The sequence below is a fragment of the Pseudomonas sp. SC3(2021) genome (genome assembly GCF_019856535.1).
Classification (GTDB): Bacteria; Pseudomonadota; Gammaproteobacteria; order Pseudomonadales; family Pseudomonadaceae; genus Aquipseudomonas; species Aquipseudomonas monsensis.
The window spans coordinates 4,334,243-4,357,368 of sequence record NZ_CP082236.1 but is presented as its reverse complement, the minus strand read 5'-3'; the positions used below and the strand labels follow the sequence as shown (position 1 = coordinate 4,357,368).

The 23,126-nt window shown below is 60.2% G+C and carries 21 protein-coding genes; 14 read left to right on the top strand and 7 right to left on the bottom strand.

The features are described from left to right. The first annotated feature begins 229 nt into the window (after positions 1 to 229). Genes K5Y35_RS19600 through fabI form a run of 6 tightly spaced genes read left to right on the top strand, consistent with a single transcriptional unit; the run spans position 230 to position 8,425 of the window. A complete protein-coding gene (locus tag K5Y35_RS19600) occupies positions 230 to 2,062 on the top strand; it encodes an extracellular solute-binding protein (protein WP_222832669.1) in 1,833 nt (610 codons plus the stop codon). Next, positions 2,059 to 3,900, top strand: coding sequence for an extracellular solute-binding protein (locus tag K5Y35_RS19595; RefSeq protein WP_222832668.1), 1,842 nt, complete (start codon positions 2,059 to 2,061; stop codon positions 3,898 to 3,900). The genes K5Y35_RS19600 and K5Y35_RS19595 overlap by 4 nt, the downstream gene beginning before the upstream one ends. 4 nt (positions 3,901 to 3,904) lie before the next feature. Beyond that, positions 3,905 to 4,978: a microcin C ABC transporter permease YejB gene (locus tag K5Y35_RS19590; protein ID WP_123462786.1), complete on the top strand. Its 1,074-nt coding sequence runs from the start codon at positions 3,905 to 3,907 to the stop codon at positions 4,976 to 4,978. 1 nt (position 4,979) lies between these two features. Further along, entirely contained in the window at positions 4,980 to 5,999 is a 1,020-nt protein-coding gene (locus tag K5Y35_RS19585; protein WP_064587187.1) for an ABC transporter permease, read from the top strand. A 1-nt stretch (position 6,000) separates the two neighbouring features. Then, positions 6,001 to 7,611 carry an ABC transporter ATP-binding protein gene (locus K5Y35_RS19580; protein ID WP_123462784.1) on the top strand — a complete coding sequence of 537 codons (1,611 nt, stop codon included), beginning with the start codon at positions 6,001 to 6,003 and terminating at the stop codon, positions 7,609 to 7,611. A gap of 19 nt (positions 7,612 to 7,630) precedes the next feature. Next, on the top strand, positions 7,631 to 8,425 hold the full coding sequence (fabI, locus tag K5Y35_RS19575; protein WP_003202751.1) for an enoyl-ACP reductase FabI: 795 nt from the start codon (positions 7,631 to 7,633) through the stop codon (positions 8,423 to 8,425). Between the two features lie 67 nt (positions 8,426 to 8,492). Here fabI and K5Y35_RS19570 read toward each other — a convergent pair whose 3' ends face one another. Both K5Y35_RS19570 and K5Y35_RS19565 read right to left on the bottom strand, forming a co-directional pair. Beyond that, complete coding sequence (locus tag K5Y35_RS19570) at positions 8,493 to 9,743, bottom strand: hypothetical protein (RefSeq protein WP_222832667.1); 1,251 nt, start codon at positions 9,741 to 9,743, stop codon at positions 8,493 to 8,495. A gap of 224 nt (positions 9,744 to 9,967) precedes the next feature. Beyond that, positions 9,968 to 10,822 (bottom strand): LysR family transcriptional regulator, encoded by an 855-nt coding sequence (locus tag K5Y35_RS19565; protein ID WP_222832666.1) that lies wholly within the window; start codon positions 10,820 to 10,822, stop codon positions 9,968 to 9,970. Between the two features lie 110 nt (positions 10,823 to 10,932). On the opposite strand from K5Y35_RS19565, the gene K5Y35_RS19560 reads away from it, so the two are divergent. Further along, complete coding sequence (locus K5Y35_RS19560; protein ID WP_222832665.1) at positions 10,933 to 11,358, top strand: VOC family protein; 426 nt, start codon at positions 10,933 to 10,935, stop codon at positions 11,356 to 11,358. 389 nt (positions 11,359 to 11,747) lie between these two features. Here the strand turns inward: K5Y35_RS19560 and K5Y35_RS19555 are convergent, their stop codons facing one another. The 4 genes from K5Y35_RS19555 to K5Y35_RS19540 are packed head-to-tail and all read right to left on the bottom strand — an operon-like array spanning position 11,748 to position 15,981. Next, positions 11,748 to 12,713: a sensor domain-containing diguanylate cyclase gene (locus K5Y35_RS19555; RefSeq protein ID WP_222832664.1), complete on the bottom strand. Its 966-nt coding sequence runs from the start codon at positions 12,711 to 12,713 to the stop codon at positions 11,748 to 11,750. Positions 12,714 to 12,768: 55 nt separating this feature from the next. Beyond that, a complete protein-coding gene (locus K5Y35_RS19550) occupies positions 12,769 to 13,347 on the bottom strand; it encodes a hypothetical protein (RefSeq protein WP_222832663.1) in 579 nt (192 codons plus the stop codon). 1 nt (position 13,348) lies between these two features. Beyond that, on the bottom strand, positions 13,349 to 15,511 hold the full coding sequence (locus tag K5Y35_RS19545; RefSeq protein WP_222832662.1) for a xanthine dehydrogenase family protein molybdopterin-binding subunit: 2,163 nt from the start codon (positions 15,509 to 15,511) through the stop codon (positions 13,349 to 13,351). 14 nt (positions 15,512 to 15,525) lie between these two features. Then, positions 15,526 to 15,981, bottom strand: a complete 456-nt coding sequence (locus K5Y35_RS19540) for a (2Fe-2S)-binding protein (RefSeq protein ID WP_003224136.1) — start codon at positions 15,979 to 15,981, stop codon at positions 15,526 to 15,528. A 265-nt stretch (positions 15,982 to 16,246) separates the two neighbouring features. Between K5Y35_RS19540 and K5Y35_RS19535 the strand changes: the two genes are divergently transcribed. Next, positions 16,247 to 17,086, top strand: a complete 840-nt coding sequence (locus K5Y35_RS19535; protein WP_180699112.1) for an alpha/beta fold hydrolase — start codon at positions 16,247 to 16,249, stop codon at positions 17,084 to 17,086. 170 nt (positions 17,087 to 17,256) lie between these two features. On the opposite strand, the gene K5Y35_RS19530 is transcribed toward K5Y35_RS19535, so the two are convergent. Further along, entirely contained in the window at positions 17,257 to 17,649 is a 393-nt protein-coding gene (locus K5Y35_RS19530) for a GFA family protein (protein WP_222832661.1), read from the bottom strand. Between the two features lie 734 nt (positions 17,650 to 18,383). On the opposite strand from K5Y35_RS19530, the gene K5Y35_RS19525 reads away from it, so the two are divergent. The 6 genes from K5Y35_RS19525 to K5Y35_RS19500 all read left to right on the top strand — a co-directional run bounded on the left by K5Y35_RS19525 (position 18,384) and on the right by K5Y35_RS19500 (position 23,034). Further along, positions 18,384 to 18,749 (top strand): DUF6124 family protein, encoded by a 366-nt coding sequence (locus K5Y35_RS19525; RefSeq protein ID WP_222832660.1) that lies wholly within the window; start codon positions 18,384 to 18,386, stop codon positions 18,747 to 18,749. Between the two features lie 158 nt (positions 18,750 to 18,907). Further along, positions 18,908 to 19,897 (top strand): aldo/keto reductase, encoded by a 990-nt coding sequence (locus K5Y35_RS19520; protein ID WP_194933160.1) that lies wholly within the window; start codon positions 18,908 to 18,910, stop codon positions 19,895 to 19,897. Next, a complete protein-coding gene (locus tag K5Y35_RS19515; RefSeq protein WP_194933161.1) occupies positions 19,894 to 20,484 on the top strand; it encodes a flavodoxin in 591 nt (196 codons plus the stop codon). Before K5Y35_RS19520 ends, K5Y35_RS19515 begins: the two co-directional genes overlap by 4 nt. A gap of 24 nt (positions 20,485 to 20,508) precedes the next feature. Further along, positions 20,509 to 21,501, top strand: a complete 993-nt coding sequence (locus K5Y35_RS19510) for an aldo/keto reductase (RefSeq protein ID WP_194933162.1) — start codon at positions 20,509 to 20,511, stop codon at positions 21,499 to 21,501. Positions 21,502 to 21,563: 62 nt separating this feature from the next. Then, on the top strand, positions 21,564 to 22,031 hold the full coding sequence (locus K5Y35_RS19505) for a cupin domain-containing protein (protein ID WP_194933163.1): 468 nt from the start codon (positions 21,564 to 21,566) through the stop codon (positions 22,029 to 22,031). Between the two features lie 229 nt (positions 22,032 to 22,260). Further along, positions 22,261 to 23,034, top strand: a complete 774-nt coding sequence (locus K5Y35_RS19500; protein WP_194933164.1) for a carboxymuconolactone decarboxylase family protein — start codon at positions 22,261 to 22,263, stop codon at positions 23,032 to 23,034. Positions 23,035 to 23,126: the final 92 nt, after the last annotated feature.

The window sequence follows — 23,126 nt, the reverse complement described above, 5'->3', positions numbered from 1 at the left end:
GAGAGGGTCAGGGTGAGGGGCTTTTGAGAACTTGAGTTCGACTCGGTATCGCACGTCGGTGCAATTCGCCCAGACACCACGATCAGTCCCCTCTCCCTCCGGGAGAGGGTTAGGGTGAGGGGCTCTTCGCGCAAACGATTAACCCCGCATTAACCCGCATCTTTTTCCTGTCCAGACAAGCTGTTACTGTACGGCCCACTAAGCCCAAGCCGCCTGGATCGGATCTGACTTGAAGCGTCCCCTCCTCCTGCTCCTGATCAGCCTGGCCTTGAGCTCAACCGCAAGCGCGACGATTACCGAAAGTCACGGTTATGCGCAGTTCGGCACGCTCAAGTACCCGGCCAGATTTACCCACTTCGACTGGGTCAACCCGCAAGCGCCCAAGGGCGGTACGTTGCGGGTGATGGCATTCGGCACCTTCGATACGGTCAATCCCTACACGTTCAAGGGCACCAGCCCGGTCACCACGCCGAATTTCCTGCAGTACGGCATCAACGAGCTGAACGAGCCGCTGATGGTCGGCACCGGCCAGTATTCGCCGTCCGGTGACGAACCCGCATCCAGTTACGGCTTGATCGCGCAATCGGTGGAGTACAGCGAAGATCGCAGCTGGGTGGTGTTCAATCTGCGCCCCGAAGCACGTTTTCACGATGGCACGCCGATCACCGCCTACGACGTGGCGTTCTCCTACCGTCTGCTGCTCAAGGAAGGTCATCCGCTGTACCGAACGGCGTTGCAGGAAGTGTTGCGCGTCGACATCCTCAACAAGCAGCGCATCCGTTTCGTGCTCAAGCGCTCCGGTAATCCGTTGTTGATCCTGCGTCTCGGCGAACTGCCGGTGCTGCCGCAGCATTACTGGAAAGACCGCGACTTCAAGGCCACCACCTTCGAGCCGCCGCTGGGCAGCGGGCCATACCGCATCACGTCCGTCACACCGGGGCGGCAGTTGATCTTCGAACGGGTCAAGGACTACTGGGGCAAGGATTTGCCGGTCAATCGCGGCAAGTACAACTTCGATCGCATGGAAGTCGAGTTCTACCGCGACAGCGACGTCGCCTTCGAAGCGTTCAAGGCCGGCGAGTTCGACATCTATATCGAGCACCAGGCGAAGAACTGGGCCAACGGCTACAACTTCCCGGCCATGCGCCGTGGCGATGTTATCAAGGCGCAGATCCCGCATCAGATCCCGACCCCGAGCCAGGGCCTGTTCATGAACACCCGGCGTCCGACGTTTGCCGACGTCAAGGTGCGTGAGGCGCTGGGCCTGATGTTCGACTTCGAGTGGACCAACCGCGCGCTGTTCAGCGACGCCTACAAGCGCACGACCAGCTACTACCCCAACAGCGAGTTTTCCGCGACGGGGCTGCCGGTCGGCCATGAATGGTTGATGCTCAAGCCGTACAAGGAGCAACTCCCGGCCCGGCTGTTCACCGAACCATTCAGCCTGCCGCAGACCGATGGCCGCGGCATCCCCCGGGAGACCATGCGCCAGGCCCTGACCCTGCTCGCCGAGGCCGGCTGGAAGCTCAACGGTCAGCGCTTGCAAAACGCCAATGGCCAGCCACTGAGCTTCGAACTGCTGCTGGTCAACCCGAACCTTGAGCGCATCCTGCAGCCGTACATCGAGAACCTCAACAGCATCGGCATTGATGCGCGCCTGCGCACGGTGGATCGCGCCCAGTACAAACAACGTCTGGATCAGTTCGATTTCGACATGATTCTGATGACGCTCAACCAGACGCTCAGCCCGGGTCTGGAGCAATGGCAGTACTTCCATTCCAGTCAGGTCGGGGTCAAGGGCAGCAAGAATTACGCGGGTATCGCCAATCCGGTGGTCGATCACCTGCTCGAGCAATTGCTCGCCGCACGCACCCGCGACGAACAGGTCGCCGCCGGCAAGGCGCTGGACCGCGTGCTGCTGTGGCAGCACTACAGCATTCCCAACTGGTACCTCAATTATCACCGTCTGGCCTACCGCAACCGGTTGGCCTTTGTCACCACGCCGCCCTACACCCTGGGCCTGAGCGCGTGGTGGCTGAAGTCTTCGGAGAAAGATCAATGAAACCGTTCCGCGCCCTGCTCGTGCAGGCCAGCGGTCTGCTGTTCGCCGGGCTGGCTTGTGCCGCCCCGCAACACGCTGTGACCCTGTACAACGAGCCGCCGAAATACCCGGCCGATTTCAAGCATTTCGATTACGTGAACCCCGACGCGCCCAAGGGTGGCATCTTCCGTCAGGCCGGTTTCGGCGGCTTCGACAGCCTCAACCCGTTCATCAGCAAAGGGGTGCCGGCCGACGACGTCGGGCAGATCTACGACACCCTGACCAAGCACAGCCTCGATGAGCCGTTCACCGAATACGGCCTGATCGCCAGCAAGATCGAAAAGGCTCCGGACAACAGCTGGGTGCGCTTCTACCTGCGCCCCGAAGCGCGCTTCCACGACGGCCACCCGGTACGTGCCGAGGACGTAGTGTTCAGCTTCAACACGCTGACCAAGGAAGGTTCACCGCTGTTTCGCGGCTACTACAGCGACGTTTCCGAAGTGATCGCCGAAGATCCGCTGAAAGTGCTGTTCAAGTTCAAGCACACCAACAACCGCGAGTTGCCGCTGATTCTCGGCCAGTTGCCGGTGCTGCCGAAACACTGGTGGGCCAGTCGTGACTTCACCAAGGGCAACCTGGAAATCCCGCTGGGCAGCGGCCCGTACAAGGTCGCCGAAGTGAAGGCCGGGCGCTCGGTGCGCTATGAGCGGGTCAAGGATTACTGGGGCAAGGACTTGCCGGTCAACCGTGGTTTCTACAATTTCGACACGATGACCACCGATTACTACCGCGACAACACCGTTGCCCTCGAAGCGCTGAAGGCCGGGCAATTCGATTACTGGCTGGAAATGACCGCAAAAAACTGGGCCAACGCCTACAACATCCCGGCGGTCACCGAAGGTCGCTTGATCAAGGAACAGATCGCCAACAGCAATCCGACCGGCATGCAGGGCTTTGTCTTCAACCTGCGCCGCCCGGTGTTTCAGGATGTGCGGGTGCGTCAGGCGCTCGGCCTGCTGTTCGACTTCGAATGGACCAACAAACAACTGTTCAACGGCGCCTACTTCCGCACCCGCAGCTATTTCGAGAACTCGGAAATGGCTGCCACTGGCCTGCCTGACGCCGAGCAACGGGCGATCCTCGAGCCGTTCCGCAGCAAACTCCCGGCGCAAGTGTTCAGTGAGGCCTTCGAGAACCCGAAGACCGATGCCAGCGGCATGATCCGCGCTCAGCAGCGTGAGGCCTATCAATTGCTGCAAGAGGCTGGCTGGAAGATCGTCGATGACAAAATGGTCGACGCCAACGGCAAACCCGTGGTCATCGAGTTCCTCCTCGCGCAGACCGAATTCGAACGGGTGCTGCTGCCGTTCAAGCGCAACCTCGCTGACCTCGGCATCGACCTGGTGATCCGTCGCGTGGACGTCTCGCAGTACATCAACCGCGTGCGTTCGCGGGACTTCGACATGGTGGTTGGCAGTTTCCCGCAGTCCAACTCGCCGGGTAACGAGCAGCGCGAATTCTGGATGAGCGCCGCCGCCGACAAACCGAGCAGCCGCAACACCATGGGCCTGAAAGACCCGATCGTCGATCAATTGGTGGAGACCCTGATCAACGCCGATTCACGCAGCAGCCTGGTGGCTCATGCCCGTGCACTGGACCGGGTATTGCAATGGGGTTACTACGTGGTCCCCAACTGGCACATCAAGACCTGGCGCGTGGCCTACTGGAACCACATCGGCCACCCGAAAGTCTCGCCCAAGTACGACATCGGCATTAACACCTGGTGGGTCAAGCCTGACGCGAAACCCGCCATAGAAGTCGAAACCAAACTGCAAGCCGACCCTGTGGGCACGGAGTAATCAGATGCTGGCGTATATTTTTCGGCGACTGCTGCTGATCATCCCGACCCTGTTCGGCATCCTGCTGATCAACTTCGTGATCATCCAGGCCGCGCCCGGCGGCCCGGTAGAACAGATGATCGCCAAACTCGAGGGCTTCGAGGGCGCCACCAGCCGCATTGCCGGCGGCGGTGCCGAGGTGTCGGTGGCTGGCTCGTCCTATCGCGGCGCACAGGGTCTGGACCCGGCGCTGATCAAGGAAATCGAGCACATGTACGGGTTCGACAAATCGGCCCCGGAACGCCTGTGGATCATGGTCAAGAACTACGCGCAGCTGGATTTCGGCGACAGCTTTTTCCGCGACGCCAAGGTCATCGACCTGATCAAGGAAAAGCTGCCGGTGTCGATCTCGCTGGGGCTGTGGAGCACGCTGATCATGTACCTGGTGTCGATCCCGCTGGGGATCGCCAAGGCCACGCGGCACGGCAGCCATTTCGATGTGTGGACCAGTTCGGCAATCATCGTCGGCTATGCGATCCCGGCGTTTCTCTTTGCGATCCTGCTGATCGTGGTGTTTGCCGGCGGCAGTTATCTCGACTGGTTCCCGCTAAGGGGCCTGACCTCAAACAACTTCGATGAACTGAGCTTCGGCGGCAAGATCCTCGATTACTTCTGGCACCTGGCGCTGCCGGTGACGGCGCTGGTGATCGGTAACTTCGCAACCATGACCCTGCTGACCAAAAACAGCTTTCTCGACGAGATCAACAAACAATACGTGGTCACCGCCAAGGCCAAGGGCCTGACGCGCAATCGCGTGCTCTACGGCCACGTTTTCCGCAACGCCATGCTGCTGGTGATTGCCGGTTTCCCGTCGGCGTTCATCGGCATCTTCTTCACAGGCTCGTTGCTGGTGGAAGTGATTTTCTCCCTCGACGGTCTCGGCCTGATGAGCTTTGAAGCAGCGATCAACCGCGATTACCCGGTGGTGTTCGGCACCCTGTTCATCTTCACCCTGCTCGGGTTGGTGGTGAAACTGATCGGCGACCTCACCTACACCTTGGTCGATCCGCGCATCGACTTCGAAAGCCGGGAGCATTGAGATGAACCTGTCCCCTCTCAACCGCCGCCGGTTCGAACTGTTCAAGGCCAACAAGCGTGGCTGGTGGTCGCTGTGGCTGTTCCTGATCCTGTTCGGCCTGAGCCTCGGCGCCGAGCTGATCGCCAACGACAAACCGTTGGTGGTGCATTACGACAACAATTGGTACTTCCCGGCGATCAAGCGCTACCCGGAAACCACTTTCGGCGGCGAGTTTCCGCTGGAGGCCAACTACAAGAGCCCGTACATCCGCGAACTGCTCAAGGCCAAGGATGCGTGGGTGTTGTGGGCGCCTATCCCCTACAGCTACCAGAGCATCAATTACGACCTGAAAGTCCCGGCCCCGGCCCCGCCCTCGGCGGACAACCTGCTGGGCACCGACGACCAGGGCCGCGATGTGCTGGCGCGGGTGATCTACGGCTTCCGCATCTCGGTGCTGTTCGCGCTGACGTTAACCGTGTTGAGTTCGATCATTGGCGTGATTGCCGGCGCGCTGCAGGGCTTCTATGGCGGCTGGGTCGACTTGGCCGGGCAGCGTTTTCTGGAGATCTGGTCGGGGTTGCCGGTGCTGTACCTGCTGATCATTCTCGCCAGTTTCGTCCAGCCGAATTTCTGGTGGCTGCTGGGGATCATGCTGCTGTTCTCGTGGATGAGCCTGGTTGACGTGGTGCGCGCCGAGTTCCTCCGTGGCCGTAACCTTGAATACGTGCGCGCCGCGCGGGCGCTGGGCATGCAGAACGGCGCGATCATGTTCCGCCACATCCTGCCCAACGCGATGGTCTCGACCATGACCTTCATGCCGTTCATCCTCACCGGCGCCATTGGCACCCTCACCGCGTTGGACTTCCTCGGTTTCGGCTTGCCGGCCGGCAGTCCGTCGCTGGGTGAGCTGGTGGCCCAGGGTAAATCCAACCTGCAAGCGCCGTGGCTGGGCATGAGCGCATTTGCCGTGCTGGCGTTGATGTTGAGTTTGCTGGTGTTTATCGGCGAGTCCGCTCGCGATGCCTTCGACCCGAGGAAGTGAAATGAATCAGGACAATCTGATCGAAGTGCGCGACCTCGCCGTCGAATTTGGCCTTGGCGAGCGCGTCCACCGCGTGGTCGAAGGTGTGAGCTTCGACATCAAGCGCGGCGAAACCCTGGCGCTGGTCGGTGAATCCGGCTCGGGCAAATCGGTGACGGCGCACTCGATCCTGCGCCTGCTGCCCTACCCGATCGCCCGTCACCCGGCCGGCAGCATCAATTACGCCGGACAGAATCTGCTGGCACTGAAAGAAAAGACCATTCGCCACATTCGCGGCAACCGCATCGCAATGATCTTTCAAGAGCCGATGACCTCGCTGAACCCGCTGCACTCGATCGAGAAGCAGATCAACGAGGTGCTGGGCATCCACAAGGGCCTGACCGGCAAAGTCGCGACCCAGCGCACCCTGGAGCTGCTGGAGATGGTCGGCATCCCCGAGCCGCACAAGCGCCTCAAGGCCCTGCCCCACGAATTGTCCGGCGGCCAGCGCCAGCGGGTGATGATCGCCATGGCCCTGGCCAACGAGCCAGAACTGCTGATTGCCGACGAGCCGACCACCGCCCTGGATGTGACCGTTCAGCTGAAAATCCTCGATTTGCTCAAGGAATTACAGGCCCGATTGGGCATGTCGCTGTTACTGATCAGTCACGATTTGAACCTGGTGCGAAGAATTGCGCATCGCGTATGTGTCATGCAGCGCGGTTGCATCGTCGAACAGGCATCGTGCGAAGAGCTGTTCCGTTCGCCGCAGCATCCGTACACTCGGGAATTGCTCGGCGCGGAGCCCAGCGGAGGCCCGGCGAGCAATAAAATCGGCGCGCCGCTGCTTGAAGTCGAGGACCTGAAAGTCTGGTTCCCGATCAAGAAAGGCCTGCTCAAGCGCACGGTGGATTACGTCAAGGCAGTGGACGGCATCAATTTCAGCCTGCCTCAGGGTCAGACCCTGGGGATCGTGGGGGAAAGCGGTTCCGGCAAATCCACCCTGGGTCTGGCGATTTTGCGGCTGATCGGCAGCAAAGGCGCCATTCGCTTTGAAGGCAAGCAGCTAGACTGCCTGACGCAGAACGAGGTTCGCCCGTTGCGTCGGGAGATGCAGGTGGTGTTTCAGGACCCGTTCGGCAGCCTGAGCCCGCGCATGTGCGTCAGCGACATCGTTGGCGAAGGCTTGCGGATTCACAAGATGGGCACCGCCGAGGAGCAAGAGGCGGCGATTATTGCGGCATTGAAGGAGGTAGGTCTGGATCCGGAAACCCGGCACCGCTACCCCCACGAATTTTCCGGTGGGCAACGGCAACGAATCGCCATTGCCCGGGCTTTGGTGCTGAAACCGGCGCTGATCCTGCTGGACGAGCCGACGTCGGCGCTCGACCGGACGGTGCAGCGGCAAGTGGTGGAGCTGTTGCGTTCACTGCAAGCCAAGTACAACCTGACGTATTTGTTCATCAGCCATGACCTGGCTGTCGTCAAAGCGCTGAGCCACCAGTTGATGGTGGTCAAGCATGGCCAAGTGGTCGAACAGGGAGACGCGCAAAGTATCTTTGCCGCCCCCCAACATCCGTATACACAGCAGTTGCTGGAAGCCGCTTTTCTGGCACCAGCCACTGCGCAATAACCTGAAAGAGGAGCAACACATGGGTTTTCTCGCCGGTAAGCGCGTACTGATCGTCGGTGTCGCCAGCAAGCTGTCCATCGCATCCGGCATCGCTGCCGCCATGCATCGCGAGGGCGCTGAGCTTGCCTTCACTTATCAGAACGACAAACTGAAAGGTCGTGTTGAAGAATTCGCACAGGGCTGGGGTTCGAGCCCTGAGCTGTGCTTCCCGTGCGACGTGGCCAGCGATGAAGAAATCGCCAAGGTCTTCGAAGAGCTGAGCAAGAAGTGGGACGGCCTGGACTGCATCGTGCACTCCGTCGGCTTCGCCCCGGGCGACCAACTGGACGGCGACTTCACCGAAGCCACCACCCGTGAAGGTTTCCGCATCGCTCACGACATCAGCGCCTACAGCTTCGTGGCCCTGGCCAAAGCTGGTCGCGAAATGATGAAAGGCCGCAACGGCAGCCTGCTGACCCTGTCGTACCTGGGCGCCGAGCGCACCATGCCGAACTACAACGTAATGGGCATGGCCAAGGCTTCGCTGGAAGCTGGCGTACGTTACCTGGCCGGCTCCCTGGGCCCGGACGGCACCCGCGTCAACTGCGTATCGGCTGGCCCGATCCGTACTCTGGCAGCCTCGGGCATCAAGAACTTCCGCAAGATGCTGGCCGCCAACGAAGCGCAAACCCCGCTGCGCCGTAACGTCACCATCGAAGAAGTCGGCAACGCCGGCGCCTTCCTGTGCTCCGACCTGGCGTCGGGCATCAGCGGTGAAATCATGTACGTCGACGGCGGCTTCAACACCACCGCCATGGGCAACATCGAAGAGTAATCTTCGCCTGTCCCATAAAAACCCGCCATTTGCTGGCGGGTTTTTTATGGGTTGAAGCAAAAGAACTTCAAGCAAGAATGCCGAGGATTCTCGGAGCGGGAGCAACAGCAGAGTCGATGGCGGCGAGGATTCTTCCCGTAGTGGTTTGAACCAGCACCCCACCCATCAGGTTAGAAGGCTCATGCACATGCAAGCCTTGATCTCCGAAGTCCGGATCAAGCTGGCCATTGGTCTGGACCCGCAACCAGTAGGCACGTGCGGCGAACCCGACGTACCCGGCAGCAATGATTTTTCCATCCGCCTGCAAGGCAACTGCATTGCATATGAGGACATAGCCCGGAACATCCATGGGCACATCAGTCAACAGTCTGATCCCGTTATTGAACGTCGGATCAAATTCACCATCGGCTGTCAGCCTGGAGACACATACCCGATACCCGCTCGGCTTGACAACTTCATGTCCCACCACAATGAGCTTGTCTTCAAGAAAAATGACACGCCCCATCACGTTGTCGCCATCGGCTTCCCAGTAGCCGTTCCTGCCAAAGGTATCGTCGAGTGCACCATTTGACAAAAACCGGGCGACTGATTGTTTTCGATCATATGAACCCACCCGCACCCGCTCGGTGGTTCCGCCCACAACAATCTTCCCGTCGCGGGTCACGACCACGCTTTTAACTTCAGTGTTCTGCCCGTTCATGAGCACCTCGACAAAGCCGCGCCCACCGCCAAATTCCAGATCGGCCTCGCCATTGGCCTGAAGTCGATAAAGTCGGCTGCCCCTGAGCACCAATTGGTCTTGTCCATCGATCAAGGTATACGACGCCGCAACCAGGATTTTCCCGTCGGCCTGTAAACATCCGTACGAAGGGAACTCGGTGAACAGATTGTTTTGTGCCGGCAACGGCAGAATCTTGTTACCGAAGACCAGATCCGGGGTGCCATTGCTGTTGAATCGGGTAATGGCAACTTTGGGTCGTTGATCAGAGCGATCGTCGCGAAGCGCTCCGATCACCACATATTTTCCATCCGCCTGTTGGAGTAACTGAACGGGGACCGATAGCTTGCCGGGCGCAAACTCCCACCGGGTGACCCCGTCGCTGCCAAACTGCAGATCCTGGCTGCCGTTGGCGAAAATCCGGTAAAACCACATTTCGTTACCGACCCACAGGCCATGGACAATAGAGCCCTGGTTATCCTCCACCATGCACCGGAGGGTGCCTGAAGCAATGGGAACGTTTACAACACCGTCCACGCCGAATGTTGGATCGAGATCGCCGGCATTGTTGACAGAAGAAGCGCCATCTTGACTGTTCATGTGGTTCATCCTTTAAGAAAGACGCTGCCTGTAATGCTTTGCGCGAATGGCGTATCTGAAAGTCTTGAGGCAGCAGTTCGAAACGCGCGAGCTACTGTCACACGCCGCCCTGCCGCGAAACACCTGTCAGAAATGACAGTGCCATAGTCTTTACGAGCCAAATCAGTGTCTCGGCAGCCCCGGCTTTTTTGTGCGCTCCCGCTCCCACGGGGAGGATTGGGGGGTTATTCCAGGCACTGGGCGAACAGCTTTTGAATCGGCTGATTGCGCTGGCTATAGCGCTGCAGCAGGACCATCTCGCGGTAGAACGTCAGCTCACCCAACTCGATTACCCTGACCTTGAGCGGATGCTCCAGCCACAGTCCGGCCCTGGGCAACAACGAAACGCCCAGCCCCGACTCGACCATTTTCACGATCGCCTCCAGCTCATCCAGCTCCAGCGCTACGTTGACCTCTATGCGCTGCTCCCGCAGAAACCGCGTCACCAATCGCCCTCCGAAAGAATTGCGGTCGTAGCGCACATGCGGCCGGTCGGCGAGCAACCGCAGCGGATCGTCGCCCTCGACCTGCGGCGGCACGATCAACACAAACGGCTCACGCCGGATCACCTGCGCCGACAACTCCTTGGGCAACTCGAACGGTGGCTTGATCATGATCGCCAGATCCACCTCACCGGCATCGACCTGACTCAACAGATTCAACGACACGCCCGGCACCAGTTTTGGCTCCAGCCCCGGTGCCTGCTGGCGCAAACGCAACAAGGCTTGCGGCAACAGGCCGGTTTGCGCGGTGGCCACTGCACCGATTTTCAGCTCGCCGCGAAACTCGCTGACCGCGTCGTCCACCGCCATGCGGCTGAAGATCGCGAGCATTTCCTGCGCCATCGGCAACGCCCGCTGCCCCGCCGCATTGAGCGTCGCCTGCCGACCGGTGCGATCGAACAGGCGAATGCCCAAGGCGTTTTCGAGGTTGCGGATCTGCGCACTGACCGCCGACTGCGTCAGGCCAATATGCAAACCCGCGGCCGCAAACGTGCCGTGGCGTGCCACCGCGAGAAAGGTTTTGAGTTCGCGCAGCATGCACACCTCGATTGATCGAAATAATTTGAGCTCGACACAAAAACTATCGTCTTTCAATCACATTTCACAGCACTAAACTCAGTCAACCGAACCTGATCGAGAATTCCACTATGCAGCTCAGCCCTTTTCATCTGGCCATTCCGGTGTATGACCTCGCGGCCGCACGGCACTTTTACCGCGAGGTCTTTGGTCTGGAGGAAGGTCGCTCCAGTGAGCACTGGGTCGATTTCAATTTCTTTGGTCATCAACTGGTGATTCACCTGGCGCCGAAAAACGCCTCGCAGGAAGCTGCGCACACCAACGCCGTCGATGGGCATGACGTGCCGGTGCCGCATTTTGGCGTGGTGTTGGATATGCAGGAATGGGAGGCGCTGGCCGAGCGCTTGCAGTCACTGGAAACGAAATTTGTGATTGAGCCGGGAATTCGCTTTCAGGGTTTGGTGGGGGAACAGGCGACGATGTTTTTGTTTGACCCGTGCGGCAATGCGCTGGAGTTCAAGGCGTTCAAGGACATTGGGCAGTTGTTTGCCAAATAGATTTGTATTGTTCGGGCTGACGCATTCGCTAGCAGGCTAGCGCCCACCGGATCTACGGTGAACCGGGATTTTCTGAACACCGAAGGTACCTGTGGGAGTGAGCTTGCTCACGAAGAGGCCAGCACATTCAACAGAGATGTGCCTGACCGGACGCCTTCGCGAGCAAGCTCGCTCCCACATGGATTTGTGGTGAACCGGGACTTTGAGAACACCCGACGCTATTGTAGGAGTGAGCCTGCTCGCGATGGCGGTGGGTCAGCCGATGACGATGTTGAATGTGCGGACGCCATCGCTGGCAAGCCAGCTCCCACAGGTTTCTCGGGTGCTCACAAAATCCCGGTTCACTGCAGATCTCTGTGGGAGCTGGCTTGCCAGCGATGAGGCCCGAATCAACAACGCTTCAAGGCCTGCTTGTGCACATACATCGCACTATCAGCATCCGCCAGCAGCCGATCCACGGTCTCATGGCGCTCAGCGTCGTATTCGATCTGCCCGACACTGAAGCGAATCGCATAGCCCCGGTGCAACGTGGCATTACGCTCTTCGAGAATATCCTTGAGCCGCGCCATGATCGCCGTGGTTTCGATATGGCTGGAGCCGGTCAGCAGCGCGACAAACTCATCCCCGCCCAAACGCCCGACCACATCACTCTCGCGAAAGGCGATGCGCAGCACGTCGGCAAAGGTCTTCAGCGCACTGTCACCCTCGGCATGCCCATACAGATCGTTGATCTGTTTGAAGTCATTAAGGTCGAAAAACAGCAAGGTCGCCGGGCGCTTTATCCGCGCGCAGGCGTCCAGCGCGTGCTGCGCCAGTTGCTTGAAACCACGGCGATTGGACAGCAACGTCAATTCATCCATGCTCGCGACCTGCACAGCGGCCAGCTCTTGCTCGGCCATTTCCGCCAGATCCCGCAACAACGCGCGCTCTTCCGCGTCGAGGTCGCGGGGCTTGGTGTCGATCAGGCACAGCGTGCCCATTTTATTGCCGTTGGGCACGGTCAAAGGGTAACCGGCGTAGAAGCGAATGTGCGGCGCGCCCGTCACCAGCGGGTTGTCATGGAAGCGCACATCTTCGCGGGCGTCCGGCACCAACAACAGGCCGTCGTTAAGAATCGCATGGCCGCAGAATGAAACATCCCTTGGCGTCTCGCTGACATCAAGCCCCACACACGATTTGAACCACTGCCGATTGGTGTCGACCAGCGTCACCAGTGCAATCGGCACATTGAACAAGCGTTTTGCCAACCGTGTCAGTCGATCGAAACGCTCTTCAGGGGCGGAATCGAGCAGTTCAAGACCGTGCAGCGCTTGAACGCGCGCCGTTTCATTCGCAGGTTTTCCTGGAACCAGCATCAGCACACTCCATTGGCAACAATGCTTTTAAGCGTAGCGCTAATTTGGCAATGGCTCACATTTGCGCCACCGGGCATGGTCCGCCCGCATCGGCCCACAGCTTGAATTGCGTCACGAAAACATCGTGCGGCACCGGCACCGGCGCGCGCCCTGCTCCGGGATTCCAGCCCCACAGCACCAGTTTGTCTTCGCTGACATGCTTGATCAGCGCGGCAAAGTCGCGATCGCCATTGCTCGAACGGTCCTTGATCATCGCGCAGAGCTTGTCCGGTGGCAGGCCGATCCAGGCCATTTTGTGCGCCGCCGGCGGCAGGCTCCAGTGCGGCGCGCCCGGCGGTGCATGCGGGCCGTAACTGGCCGGCGGATTGCTTTCTGCGTGACAGGTCGCACAGGGCAAACCGGCCGCACCCTTGCCGTCCATGCCGCGCACCACGTTCATCGCATGGGGAATGCCAGCGTCGAACTGCAATGGCGAATCACCGGGAATATGGCAGTTCTGGCAACGCGGGCTCTGGAAGACTTTCTGCACCGTGCCGAATGCCTGCAACGCTTGCTGATCATCGGCGAACAGGTCCGAGGCATAGCCGCCCAGCCCTAGCAGAATCACCGTGCCCAACACTAGATGTCGCTTCATCTCACACCCCCGACAGTTGCAGCGGCAACTCGCGCAGGCGTTGCCCGGTCAGGGCGAACACCGCGTTGGCCACGGCTGGCGCGGTCGGCGGCACACCGGCCTCGCCGATGCCGCCGGGTTTGTCGCTGCTCGGCACGATGTGCACCTCGACTACCGGCATCTCGTTGAGCCGCAGCACCTGGTAATCGTGATAGTTGGACTGCACGACCGCGCCGTCCTTGAGCGTCAGATTGCTGTGCAGTGCCATGCCCAGGCCGAAGGTGATGCACGACTCCATCTGCGCGGCGATGCTCTGTGGATTCACCGCAATTCCGCAGTCCACGGCGCAGACCACGCGGTGCACGCGAATTACCAGATTGTCCTGGGACACCTCCGCGACCTGCGCCACGTAACTGCCGAATGACTCATGCACCGCCACGCCCAGCGCGTGACCGTCCGGCAACGGCGCTTCCCAGTTGGCCTTCTCCACCGCCAGGTTCAACACGCCAAGATGCCGAGGGTGTTCCTTGAGCAATGTGCGCCGGTACTCGACCGGATCCTTGCCCGCCGCTGTGGCCATTTCATCAATCAGCGATTCCATGACAAACGCGGTGTGGCTATGCCCCACCGATCGTAGCCAGAGCACGTTGATGCCAGTCTGCGGCGAATGCAGATCGACCTGATGATCGGCCAGCCCCTTGATATAGGGACTGTCGGCCACGCCTTCGACCGAGGTCGCGTCGATGCCATTCTTGACCATCGTCGCTTCCAGCAGGGTGCCGGCCATGATCGACTGCCCGACCAGCACATGCTGCCAGCTCGACGGCAGGCCATCGGCGCCGAGGCCGATCCGTGCCTGATGCAGGAACATCGAACGGTAGTAACCACCGCGAATATCATCCTCCCGCGACCACACGGTTTTTACCGGCATGGCGGCGGCTTTCGCCACTTGCACCGCTTCGGCGACGAAGTCTGACGTTGGGTTGGCCCGGCGCCCGAAACCACCGCCAAGGAACTCCGTGTGAATCTCGACCTGCTCCGGCTTCAGCCCGGTGATCTTGCCGGCGACCATTTGATCGAGCGTCTGAAACTGCGTTCCAGTCCAGATCTCGCACTTCTCGGCGCTGATCTTCACCGTACAGTTCAACGGTTCCATCGGCGCGTGAGCCAGATACGGCACGCTGTACTCAACGTCGATCTTCTTCGCCGCCTTGCCAAAACTGCCCTTGGCGTCTCCGGCCTGAGCCGCCGAAGTCCCCGGCGTGGCGGCCAGTTTGCGGAAACTCTCCAGCAGGGTTGCGCTGCTCAGGTCGGTGTGCGGCCCCAGGTTCCAGTCGACCTTCAGCGCGTCCCGCCCGAGTTTCGCCGCCCAGTAATGCTCGGCAATCACTGCCACGCCGGTGGGCACCTGCACCACTTTGTGCACGCCCGGCACGGCCAGCGCTTCAGCGCCTTCGAAGGATTTGACCGTCGCACCGAATACTGGCGCACGGGCAACCATCGCCGTCATCAAGCCTTCGAACTGCACGTCCATGCCGAATTTGGCGCGGCCGGTGATTTTCTCCGGGGTGTCGAGGCGTTTGGTCGGTTTGCCGATGACCTTCCAGTCCTTGGCGTCCTTGAAGGTGATCGACTTCGGGTCCGGCACCGGCAGTTGCCCGGCCGCGTCAGCCAGCTCGCCGTACGTCGCGCGTTTATCGCCAGCGATGACCACACCCGATTCGGTGCGAATCGCTGAAGGCGCGACGTCGAAACGCTTGGCCGCCGCCTCGACCAACATCTGCCGCGCCGTGGCGCCGGCCAGACGATAGCGGTCGAACTCCATCCACGTCGATGTCGAGCCACCGGTAATCTGCATGCCGCCAAACGCCGGCATGCCGTAATCCGCCGCCGAGGCCGGTGAATGTTCGACGCGGATTGTCGACCAGTCGGCGTCCAGCTCTTCGGCAATCAACATGGTCAGGCCGGTCCAGATGCCCTGGCCCATTTCCGAATGGCCGAGCAACACGGTGACGCTGTTGTCTGCAGCAATGCGCAAGAACGCATTGGGCGCGAAGACCTTGCCTTCATTCTCTGCCGCGAAAGCAAACTTATGGGCGCCGGGCACGACAAACGCTACCACCAGGCCACCGCCCAACATGGCGCTGCCCTTGAGAAAACCCCGACGCGATACAGGACTGTTCATCGTCTATCTCCCAATCAGCCAATCTCGGACGCACGTTTCACGGCCGCTCGGATTCGCGGATAGGTGCCGCAGCGGCAGATATTGCCGGAGAGCGCCTGATCGATATCGCTGTCGGTGGGTTTGGGGATTTTTGCCAATAAGGCTGCGGCAGACATGATCTGCCCCGACTGGCAGTAACCGCACTGCACCACGTCGAGTTCGGCCCAGGCTTGCTGCACCGGGTGCGAACCGTCGGTGGACAGGCCTTCGATGGTGAGGATTTTCTGCCCGTGGGCCACAGCTGTTGCGGGGGTGATGCAGGCGCGCAACGGCGCCCCGTCAACGTGCACGGTGCAGGCGCCGCACTGGGCCATGCCACAGCCGAATTTGGTACCGGTCAGGTGCGCGACATCGCGCAGGACCCAGAGCAACGGCATGTCCGCCGGGACATCGAGCTCCTGATCCTTGCCATTGATATTCAGGGTCAGCATCGGGGGATTTCCTCAGACTCACGGTGTTCTGAAGGGGCGTCGCTGTGGCAGCAGATGCCTACGCACGCCTCGGCTTTTCCCTTTCAGCAAAGCCTAATTTGCGTACGAAGCCAGACGTTGCGACCACCGGTCATGCAGATGTCGACTTTAATCCTACAGTTGATAACGGCTCGTACTGAGCCTGCGCAGCAGAAATCCATCATGAGCAAAACCGGTCCGCGCTTGCCGCGCGGGTTACCCATCACATTGGTCTGGAGTCGCGAACATGGGATTTGTCACCAGCAAAGACGGCGTCGAAATCTTCTACAAGGACTGGGGCCCGAAAGACGCGCCGGTGATCCACTTCCATCACGGCTGGCCGCTCAGTTCCGATGACTGGGATGCGCAGATGCTGTTCTTCCTGGGCAAAGGCTTCCGGGTGGTTGCCCATGATCGCCGAGGGCACGGGCGTTCGAGTCAGGTCTGGGACGGGCACGACATGGATCATTACGCCGACGATACGCTGGCTGTGGTTAATCATCTGGGCCTGAAGAACGTCGTGCATGTCGGTCACTCGACCGGTGGCGGTGAGGTGATTCATTACATCGCCCGGCATGGTCAGGCCAACGTTGCCAAAGGTGTGCTGATCAGTGCGGTGCCGCCACTGATGGTGCAAACCGAGAGCAATCCGGGTGGTCTGCCGAAATCGGTGTTCGATGATTTCCAGGCACAACTGGCGGCGAACCGGGCGCAGTTTTATCGCGACATTCCGACCGGGCCGTTTTATGGCTACAACCGGCCGGGCGCCACACCTTCGGAGGGGATTATTGCCAACTGGTGGCGTCAGGGCATGATCGGCGGCGCCAAGGCGCATTACGACGGGATCGTGGCGTTTTCGCAGACCGATTTCACCGAAGACTTGAAGAAGGTCACCGTACCGGTGCTGGTGATGCATGGCGAGGATGATCAGATTGTGCCGTATGCGGACTCGGGGCCGTTGTCGGCGAAGTTGCTGCCGAACGGCACGTTGAAATCGTATCCGGGGTTCCCGCACGGGATGCCGACGACCGAGGCCGAAACGATCAACGCGGATCTGCTGGCGTTTATTCGCGGTGAAGATCTGTAAGTTTATGTACTGCACCCTGTGGGAGCGAGCTTGCTCGCGAAAGCGTCATTACTTTCAATATTGATGTCGACTGACACGACGCCTTCGCGAGCAAGCTCGCTCCCACAGGGGCTATGTGACATGCCAAAAATCGTCACTCTATTCCAAGTCCCAGAAGTTTTCTGCCCACTCTAATCCTCTGTACGCTCCGTGCTCTCGCGATCACGCTCGTAGTGGTGAGCCAATGGCAGCGCCGGTAGCCACGACTCGCGCCGAATCGTCCAGAGTTCGTAAGTGGGTTTGAACTGATTAGGCTCATCGAACGATCCGACGTTGACCTCTACTTCATCTTCGGAACGCGTAAATACCGGTGAGCCGCAGCGCGGGCAGAAAAAGCGCCCGTTGTAGTCGCGGGTTTCGCCGGTGACGGTCAACGCATCCTCGGGGAATATGGACGAGGTGCCGAATAGTGCGCCGTGGCGCTTGCGGCAGTCGAGGCAGTGGCAGATGCCGACGCGGTAGGGCTGACCAGTCACTTCGAAACGGACATCGCCGCACAGGCATCCGCCAGTCAATCGATTCATGTCACACCTCCTCTTCAGAATTTGAAATTACCGACAGCCCTCACCCTAACCCTCTCCCGGAGGGAGAGGGAACTGACCGAGTTGTTTGCTCGGAATACGCCGACCTGAAATATCGAGTTGAACTCGGGCTCTGGATTACATGGAGATCCGCTCCCTTCCCCCTCGTCCCCTTTGGCGGAGAGGGCACTGACCGCGCTGAATGTGCAAGTTGCACCGACTTGAAATACCGCGTCGAACTCAGATTTGAAGAGCACAAAGATCGGCTCCCTTTCCCCCTCGCCCCCTTGGGGGAGAGGGCTGGGGTGAGGGGGAAAAATCTCACAGACTCACGCAAAACCGAAAGCCGCCACCAACCGACATTGCTCATGTGTAAACGTCATCCGGTTATCGCGTTTAAAGTACACAAACCGTTACGCCCTCCTCCCTACAACACCTTGCGCCGTTACCTACGCGTACGCCAGAATCCGCCGGCTTACACGGCTATGGGCCGGGCTATATCGTTTGCCTGTCACTGCAAAACAGTGATCGGGTTTGGTAGCCCGTCTCTAAGCGTCATGGCTACACCTTGTTCGGTCCCTTTTGGGAACTCGAATTATATGGTGGCCATGCGTGGGGCTCCTTCGGGAGCGCCGGGTTTTCCCGCTTAGACCGGTCTACCAACCTGCGCATGGCCACCACCCTCGTTTGGTAGCGAGCGCGATGGCTCCTTAAATTGCTAAGTGGGAGTTTCATCCATGTTCAAAATCACACCCAATCCTCCAGAGACCGATCCAATCCCTCACGACCCCGCGCTTGACCCGCAAAAGGTCAAAGAGGCAACCGACCGCGCCCTCGACTACTACCTGCGACCCGAAGCACTGGGGGCTCCGCCAAGCTCGCCCCCGTTTCGCCCGGTCTATCTGGTCGACCCCACGCTGGATGAAGAAACCCTGTTGGTCGAAGCCTGTGAGTCGCTTTCCTACGCCCACTCCATGGCCGGTAACATCGCCAACTCAATCGGCGGCCCGGAGCGCAAACCGCTGCTGGCGCTGCAACAGGTGATCATGCCGAACGAGCTGTTGGTCAACCGACTGCTGGACAAGCTGCGCGTACCGCAATAATCACCAGACCGAATAAGTGAGGGGTTTCCCCCTCACTTTCGCGTTTGCCCCCCTCTGTCGATTAATGAACAGAACTCATCAAGCCATCCCGATTTACCTATCTAGTCCTCACCAGTCACCTCGCTTACTGTTCTCCCCACGCCCAACGGGAGATCAACATGCACAAACGCACACTCGGCAACAGTTCACTCGAAGTATCCGCCCTCGGCCTCGGCTGCATGGGTCTGAGCCATGGTTATGGCCCGGCCACGGATACCGAACAAGCCATCGCACTGATCCGCTCAGCCGTTGAGCGAGGCGTCACGTTCTTCGATACCGCCGAATTCTACGGCCCCTATATCAATGAGCAAGTAGTCGGCGAGGCGCTGGCGCCAGTTCGCGACCAGGTCGTGATCGCCACAAAATTCGGCTTCGCCGTCGGCGCCGACAATACAAAGCAGACTCTGGACAGCCGCCCCGAACGTATTCGAATAGCCGTCGAGGGCTCGTTGCGTCGTTTGAAGACCGACTACATCGACTTGCTCTACCAGCACCGCGTCGATCCGAACGTGCCGATCGAAGACGTCGCCGGCGTAGTGAAGGACTTGATTGGCGAAGGCAAGGTCAAGCACTTCGGCCTGTCGGAGGCCGGTGCGCAGACCATTCGCCGTGCGCATGCGGTGCAGCCGATCACGGCGCTGCAAAGCGAGTACTCACTGTGGTGGCGCGAACCCGAGCAGGAAATCCTGCCGACCCTTTGGGAGCTGGGCATTGGCTTCGTGCCGTTCAGTCCGCTGGGTAAGGGGTTTCTCACTGGCACGGTGACGGCTGAGACCACTTACGGCAGCGACGATTTCCGCAGCATCGTCCCGCGTTTCAGCCAATCGGCGCTCCAGGCCAATCAGGCGCTGGTGGTGTTAGTCCGTCAGATCGCCGCGCAGAAACAAGCCACCCCGGCGCAGATCGCTTTGGCCTGGCTGCTCGCACAGGCACCGTGGATTGTGCCGATTCCGGGGACGACCAAACTGCATCGCCTGGAAGAAAACCTCGGCGGCGCGGACATCACGCTCGACGCTGCTGAACTCAAGGCAATTGACACCGCGTTGGCGCAGATCCGCATCGAAGGCGAGCGTTATCCCGAAGCCCTCAAGGCGCGCGTCGGACGATGAGCCACGATCACGATCCGCTGCGGCGCACGGTAATCGCCGCACTGGCCAGTGCCCCACTGCTGTCGCTCGCCGATACGCAGAGTGCCGGTGAAACTCCGCGTTCTGGCTCGCGAATTCTGGTCGCGTATTTCTCGCGCTCGGGCAATACCCGCGTGGTCGCCGGGCTGATTCAACGTGGACTCGGTGCCGATCTCTTTGAGATTCGACCGGCCCACGCCTACCCCGAGGACTATCTACAAACCGTGGAGCAGGCACGTCAGGAACGTGACAGCGGCTTCGAACCCGAGCTGCAAAGCAGGGTTCATGCCCTCAGCGACTACGACACGATTTACCTCGGTTTTCCGATCTGGGGTGAAACCGCCCCGCCGATCGTGCGTGCCTTTCTCAGCACCCACGACCTGACTGGCAAGACTCTCATCCCCTTCAACACCCATGGCGGTTATGGCTTGGGCAACAGCCGCAGCGTTCTCCTGAAGCACGCGCCGAAGGCAAAAGTGCTGGAAGGCTTTGTGATGGAGGGTGAGCAGGAGCGCAAGACCATGGAACGGGTGAACGGCTGGCTGAGCGATCAGCCCCTCACGCGTTAATCGAATTCTGTACGGAGTGACATCATGAAAAACCGCACGTTGGGCAATGGCCTGGAAGTGTCTGCATTGGGCCTTGGCTGCATGAGCATGACGTCGGCCTACGGGCCGGCAGCCGACCAAGCCAGCATGATCAAGCTGATTCGTTCGGCCCACGAGCAAGGCATCACCCTGTTCGACACCGCCGAAGCGTATGGTCCGTTCGCCAATGAAGAACTGCTGGGCGAGGCCTTGCAGCCGATCCGCGAGCAGGTCGTCATCGCCACCAAGTTCGGCTTCGATATCGACCCGATCACCGGCGCACGAGGCGGCGGCACCAATAGCCGGCCGGAGCGTATCCGCGCCGTCGCCGAGGCGTCGTTGAAGCGCTTGCGTACCGATCACATCGACCTGTTTTATCAGCACCGCGTTGATCCGCAGGTGCCCATTGAAGACGTCGCCGGCACCATCAAGGACTTGATCGCCGAGGGCAAGGTCAAGCATTTCGGCCTGTCTGAGGCAGGTGTGGAAACCATCCGCCGGGCCCACGCGGTACAACCGGTCACGGCGGTGCAAAGCGAATATTCGCTGTTCTGGCGTGGCCCGGAGCTGGAACTGCTGGCCGTGCTGGAAGAACTGGGGATCGGCTTCGTACCGTTCAGCCCGCTGGGTGCCGGTTTCCTCACCGGTCAGATCGACGAGCACACGCAGTTCGACGCCAGCGACTTCCGCAATTTCGTCCCGCGCTTTTCCCCTGAAGCACGCAGGGCCAATCTGGCGTTGGTCGATGTGGTGAAAGCCGTCGCGCAACGCAAACACGCCACGCCGGCGCAAGTGGCACTGGCCTGGTTGCTCGCACAGAAACCGTGGATTGTGCCGATACCGGGCACGACCAAACAGCATCGACTGGAAGAGAATCTGGGCGCGGTCGAGCTGCCATTGACCGGCGACGATCTGCGCGAGATCAACGAGCAGATGGCGCAGATTCAGGTGCACGGCGAACGTCTGCCGGAGTCGGCACTGAAAATGACCGGACTCTGAGCCTGCCCAACGCGGCGCCATGTACGGCGTCGCTTTCCCTGTCTGACCGGAGAACCAATCCGATGAACCGATTGATTGCGCCACTCGTTGCTTTTTCACTGATGGCGGCAGAGTCCCAGGCCGCCAGCGAAATCCGCATCACGCCAAACGGCTCGCAGCCCTCGGCCAAGGGCGCGGCGCAAAACTTTACCGGCATGGTGCGCGTTGATGGCCTGTTCAAAGGTGAACCGCCGGCGCGCATCGGCGGCGGCACAGTGACCTTCGAGCCGGGCGCACGCACGGCGTGGCACACCCATCCGCTGGGGCAAACGCTGATCGTCACCGCCGGCGTCGGCTATGTGCAGCAAGAGGGTGGCGCGCGTCAGGAGATTCGTCCGGGCGACAGTGTCTGGATTCCGCCGAACATCCGTCACTGGCACGGCGCCACGGCCAGCAACGGCATGACCCACATCGCCATCGCTGAAGCCGAGGACGGCAAGACCGTCACCTGGGCAGAACAGGTTTCAGAGGCGCAATACGCTGGCCAATGAAGTTACCGAATGTGTCGAGGCTGCTCGCCCGGCACCTTCGCGGCAAACCGTCATGCGACCTCCAGGCCCCGCACCAGCGGGGTCGAGCCGGGATTTCAGTGGGTATTGCAACGCCCACTCATGAGTTCTGCTCAGGAGTCCATGCGCAATATCGGGGTTAATCGGCCCAACCATCCTCCGTACGATCCAGCGACACCGCAGCGCCCCGCAATGGATGGAGCCCTTCACAATGATCACTGACACCCGCAACAGCACTGCTCTCCCCACACTCATGGCGCTCTGCATGAGCGTCGGGGCGATGTTCAGCGTTACCACTCAAGCAGCCGAGGCAGCGCAGACCATGACCAGCACATCAGCCAGCGCAACTACTTTGTCGAGCCGACAACAAACGATTCCACTGATCGCCGCGTTCATGGCGACCAGCGACATGCCCAACCTCAACACGGCGCTCAACCAAGGGCTTGATGCCGGCCTGACCATTAGCGAAACCCGCGAAGTTCTCGTGCAGCTCTACGCCTACGTCGGCTTCCCGCGCAGCCTCAACGCCTTGAATGAATTGATGACCGTGGTGCAGGCGCGCAAACAACGCGGCCTTGACGATGCGCCGGGACGTGAGCCGAGCCGGGCGATTCCGGTCGGGGATGAGCTATTGGCAGCGGGTACGGCGAATCAAACGAAAATCTCCGGCGCCCCGGTCAAAGGCCCGGTGTTCGAGTTCGCTCCGGTGATCAACCGGTTCCTGCAAACCCATCTGTTCGGCGACATTTTCGAGCGCGACAACCTCGACTGGCAAAGCCGCGAACTGGCGACCGTCGGCGCGCTGGCAGCAACGCCGGGGGTCGAGTCGCAATTGCGCTCGCACATGGCGGCAAGCCTGCGCATCGGACTCAGCGCGGCACAGTTAGGCCAAGTCACCGAGCTGCTGAAAAAACATGGCGATGCACAGACTGCCGAGCGGGCCAACGCAGCACTGACCAAAGCCCTCGCGGCTGCGGGGAAATGACATGAAATCGGCAAAGCATCTCCTGAGCATTGCACTGTTAAGCCTGTTGGCGGCGTGCGCGAACCAACCCGATAGCCCGTTGCTGATTCAGA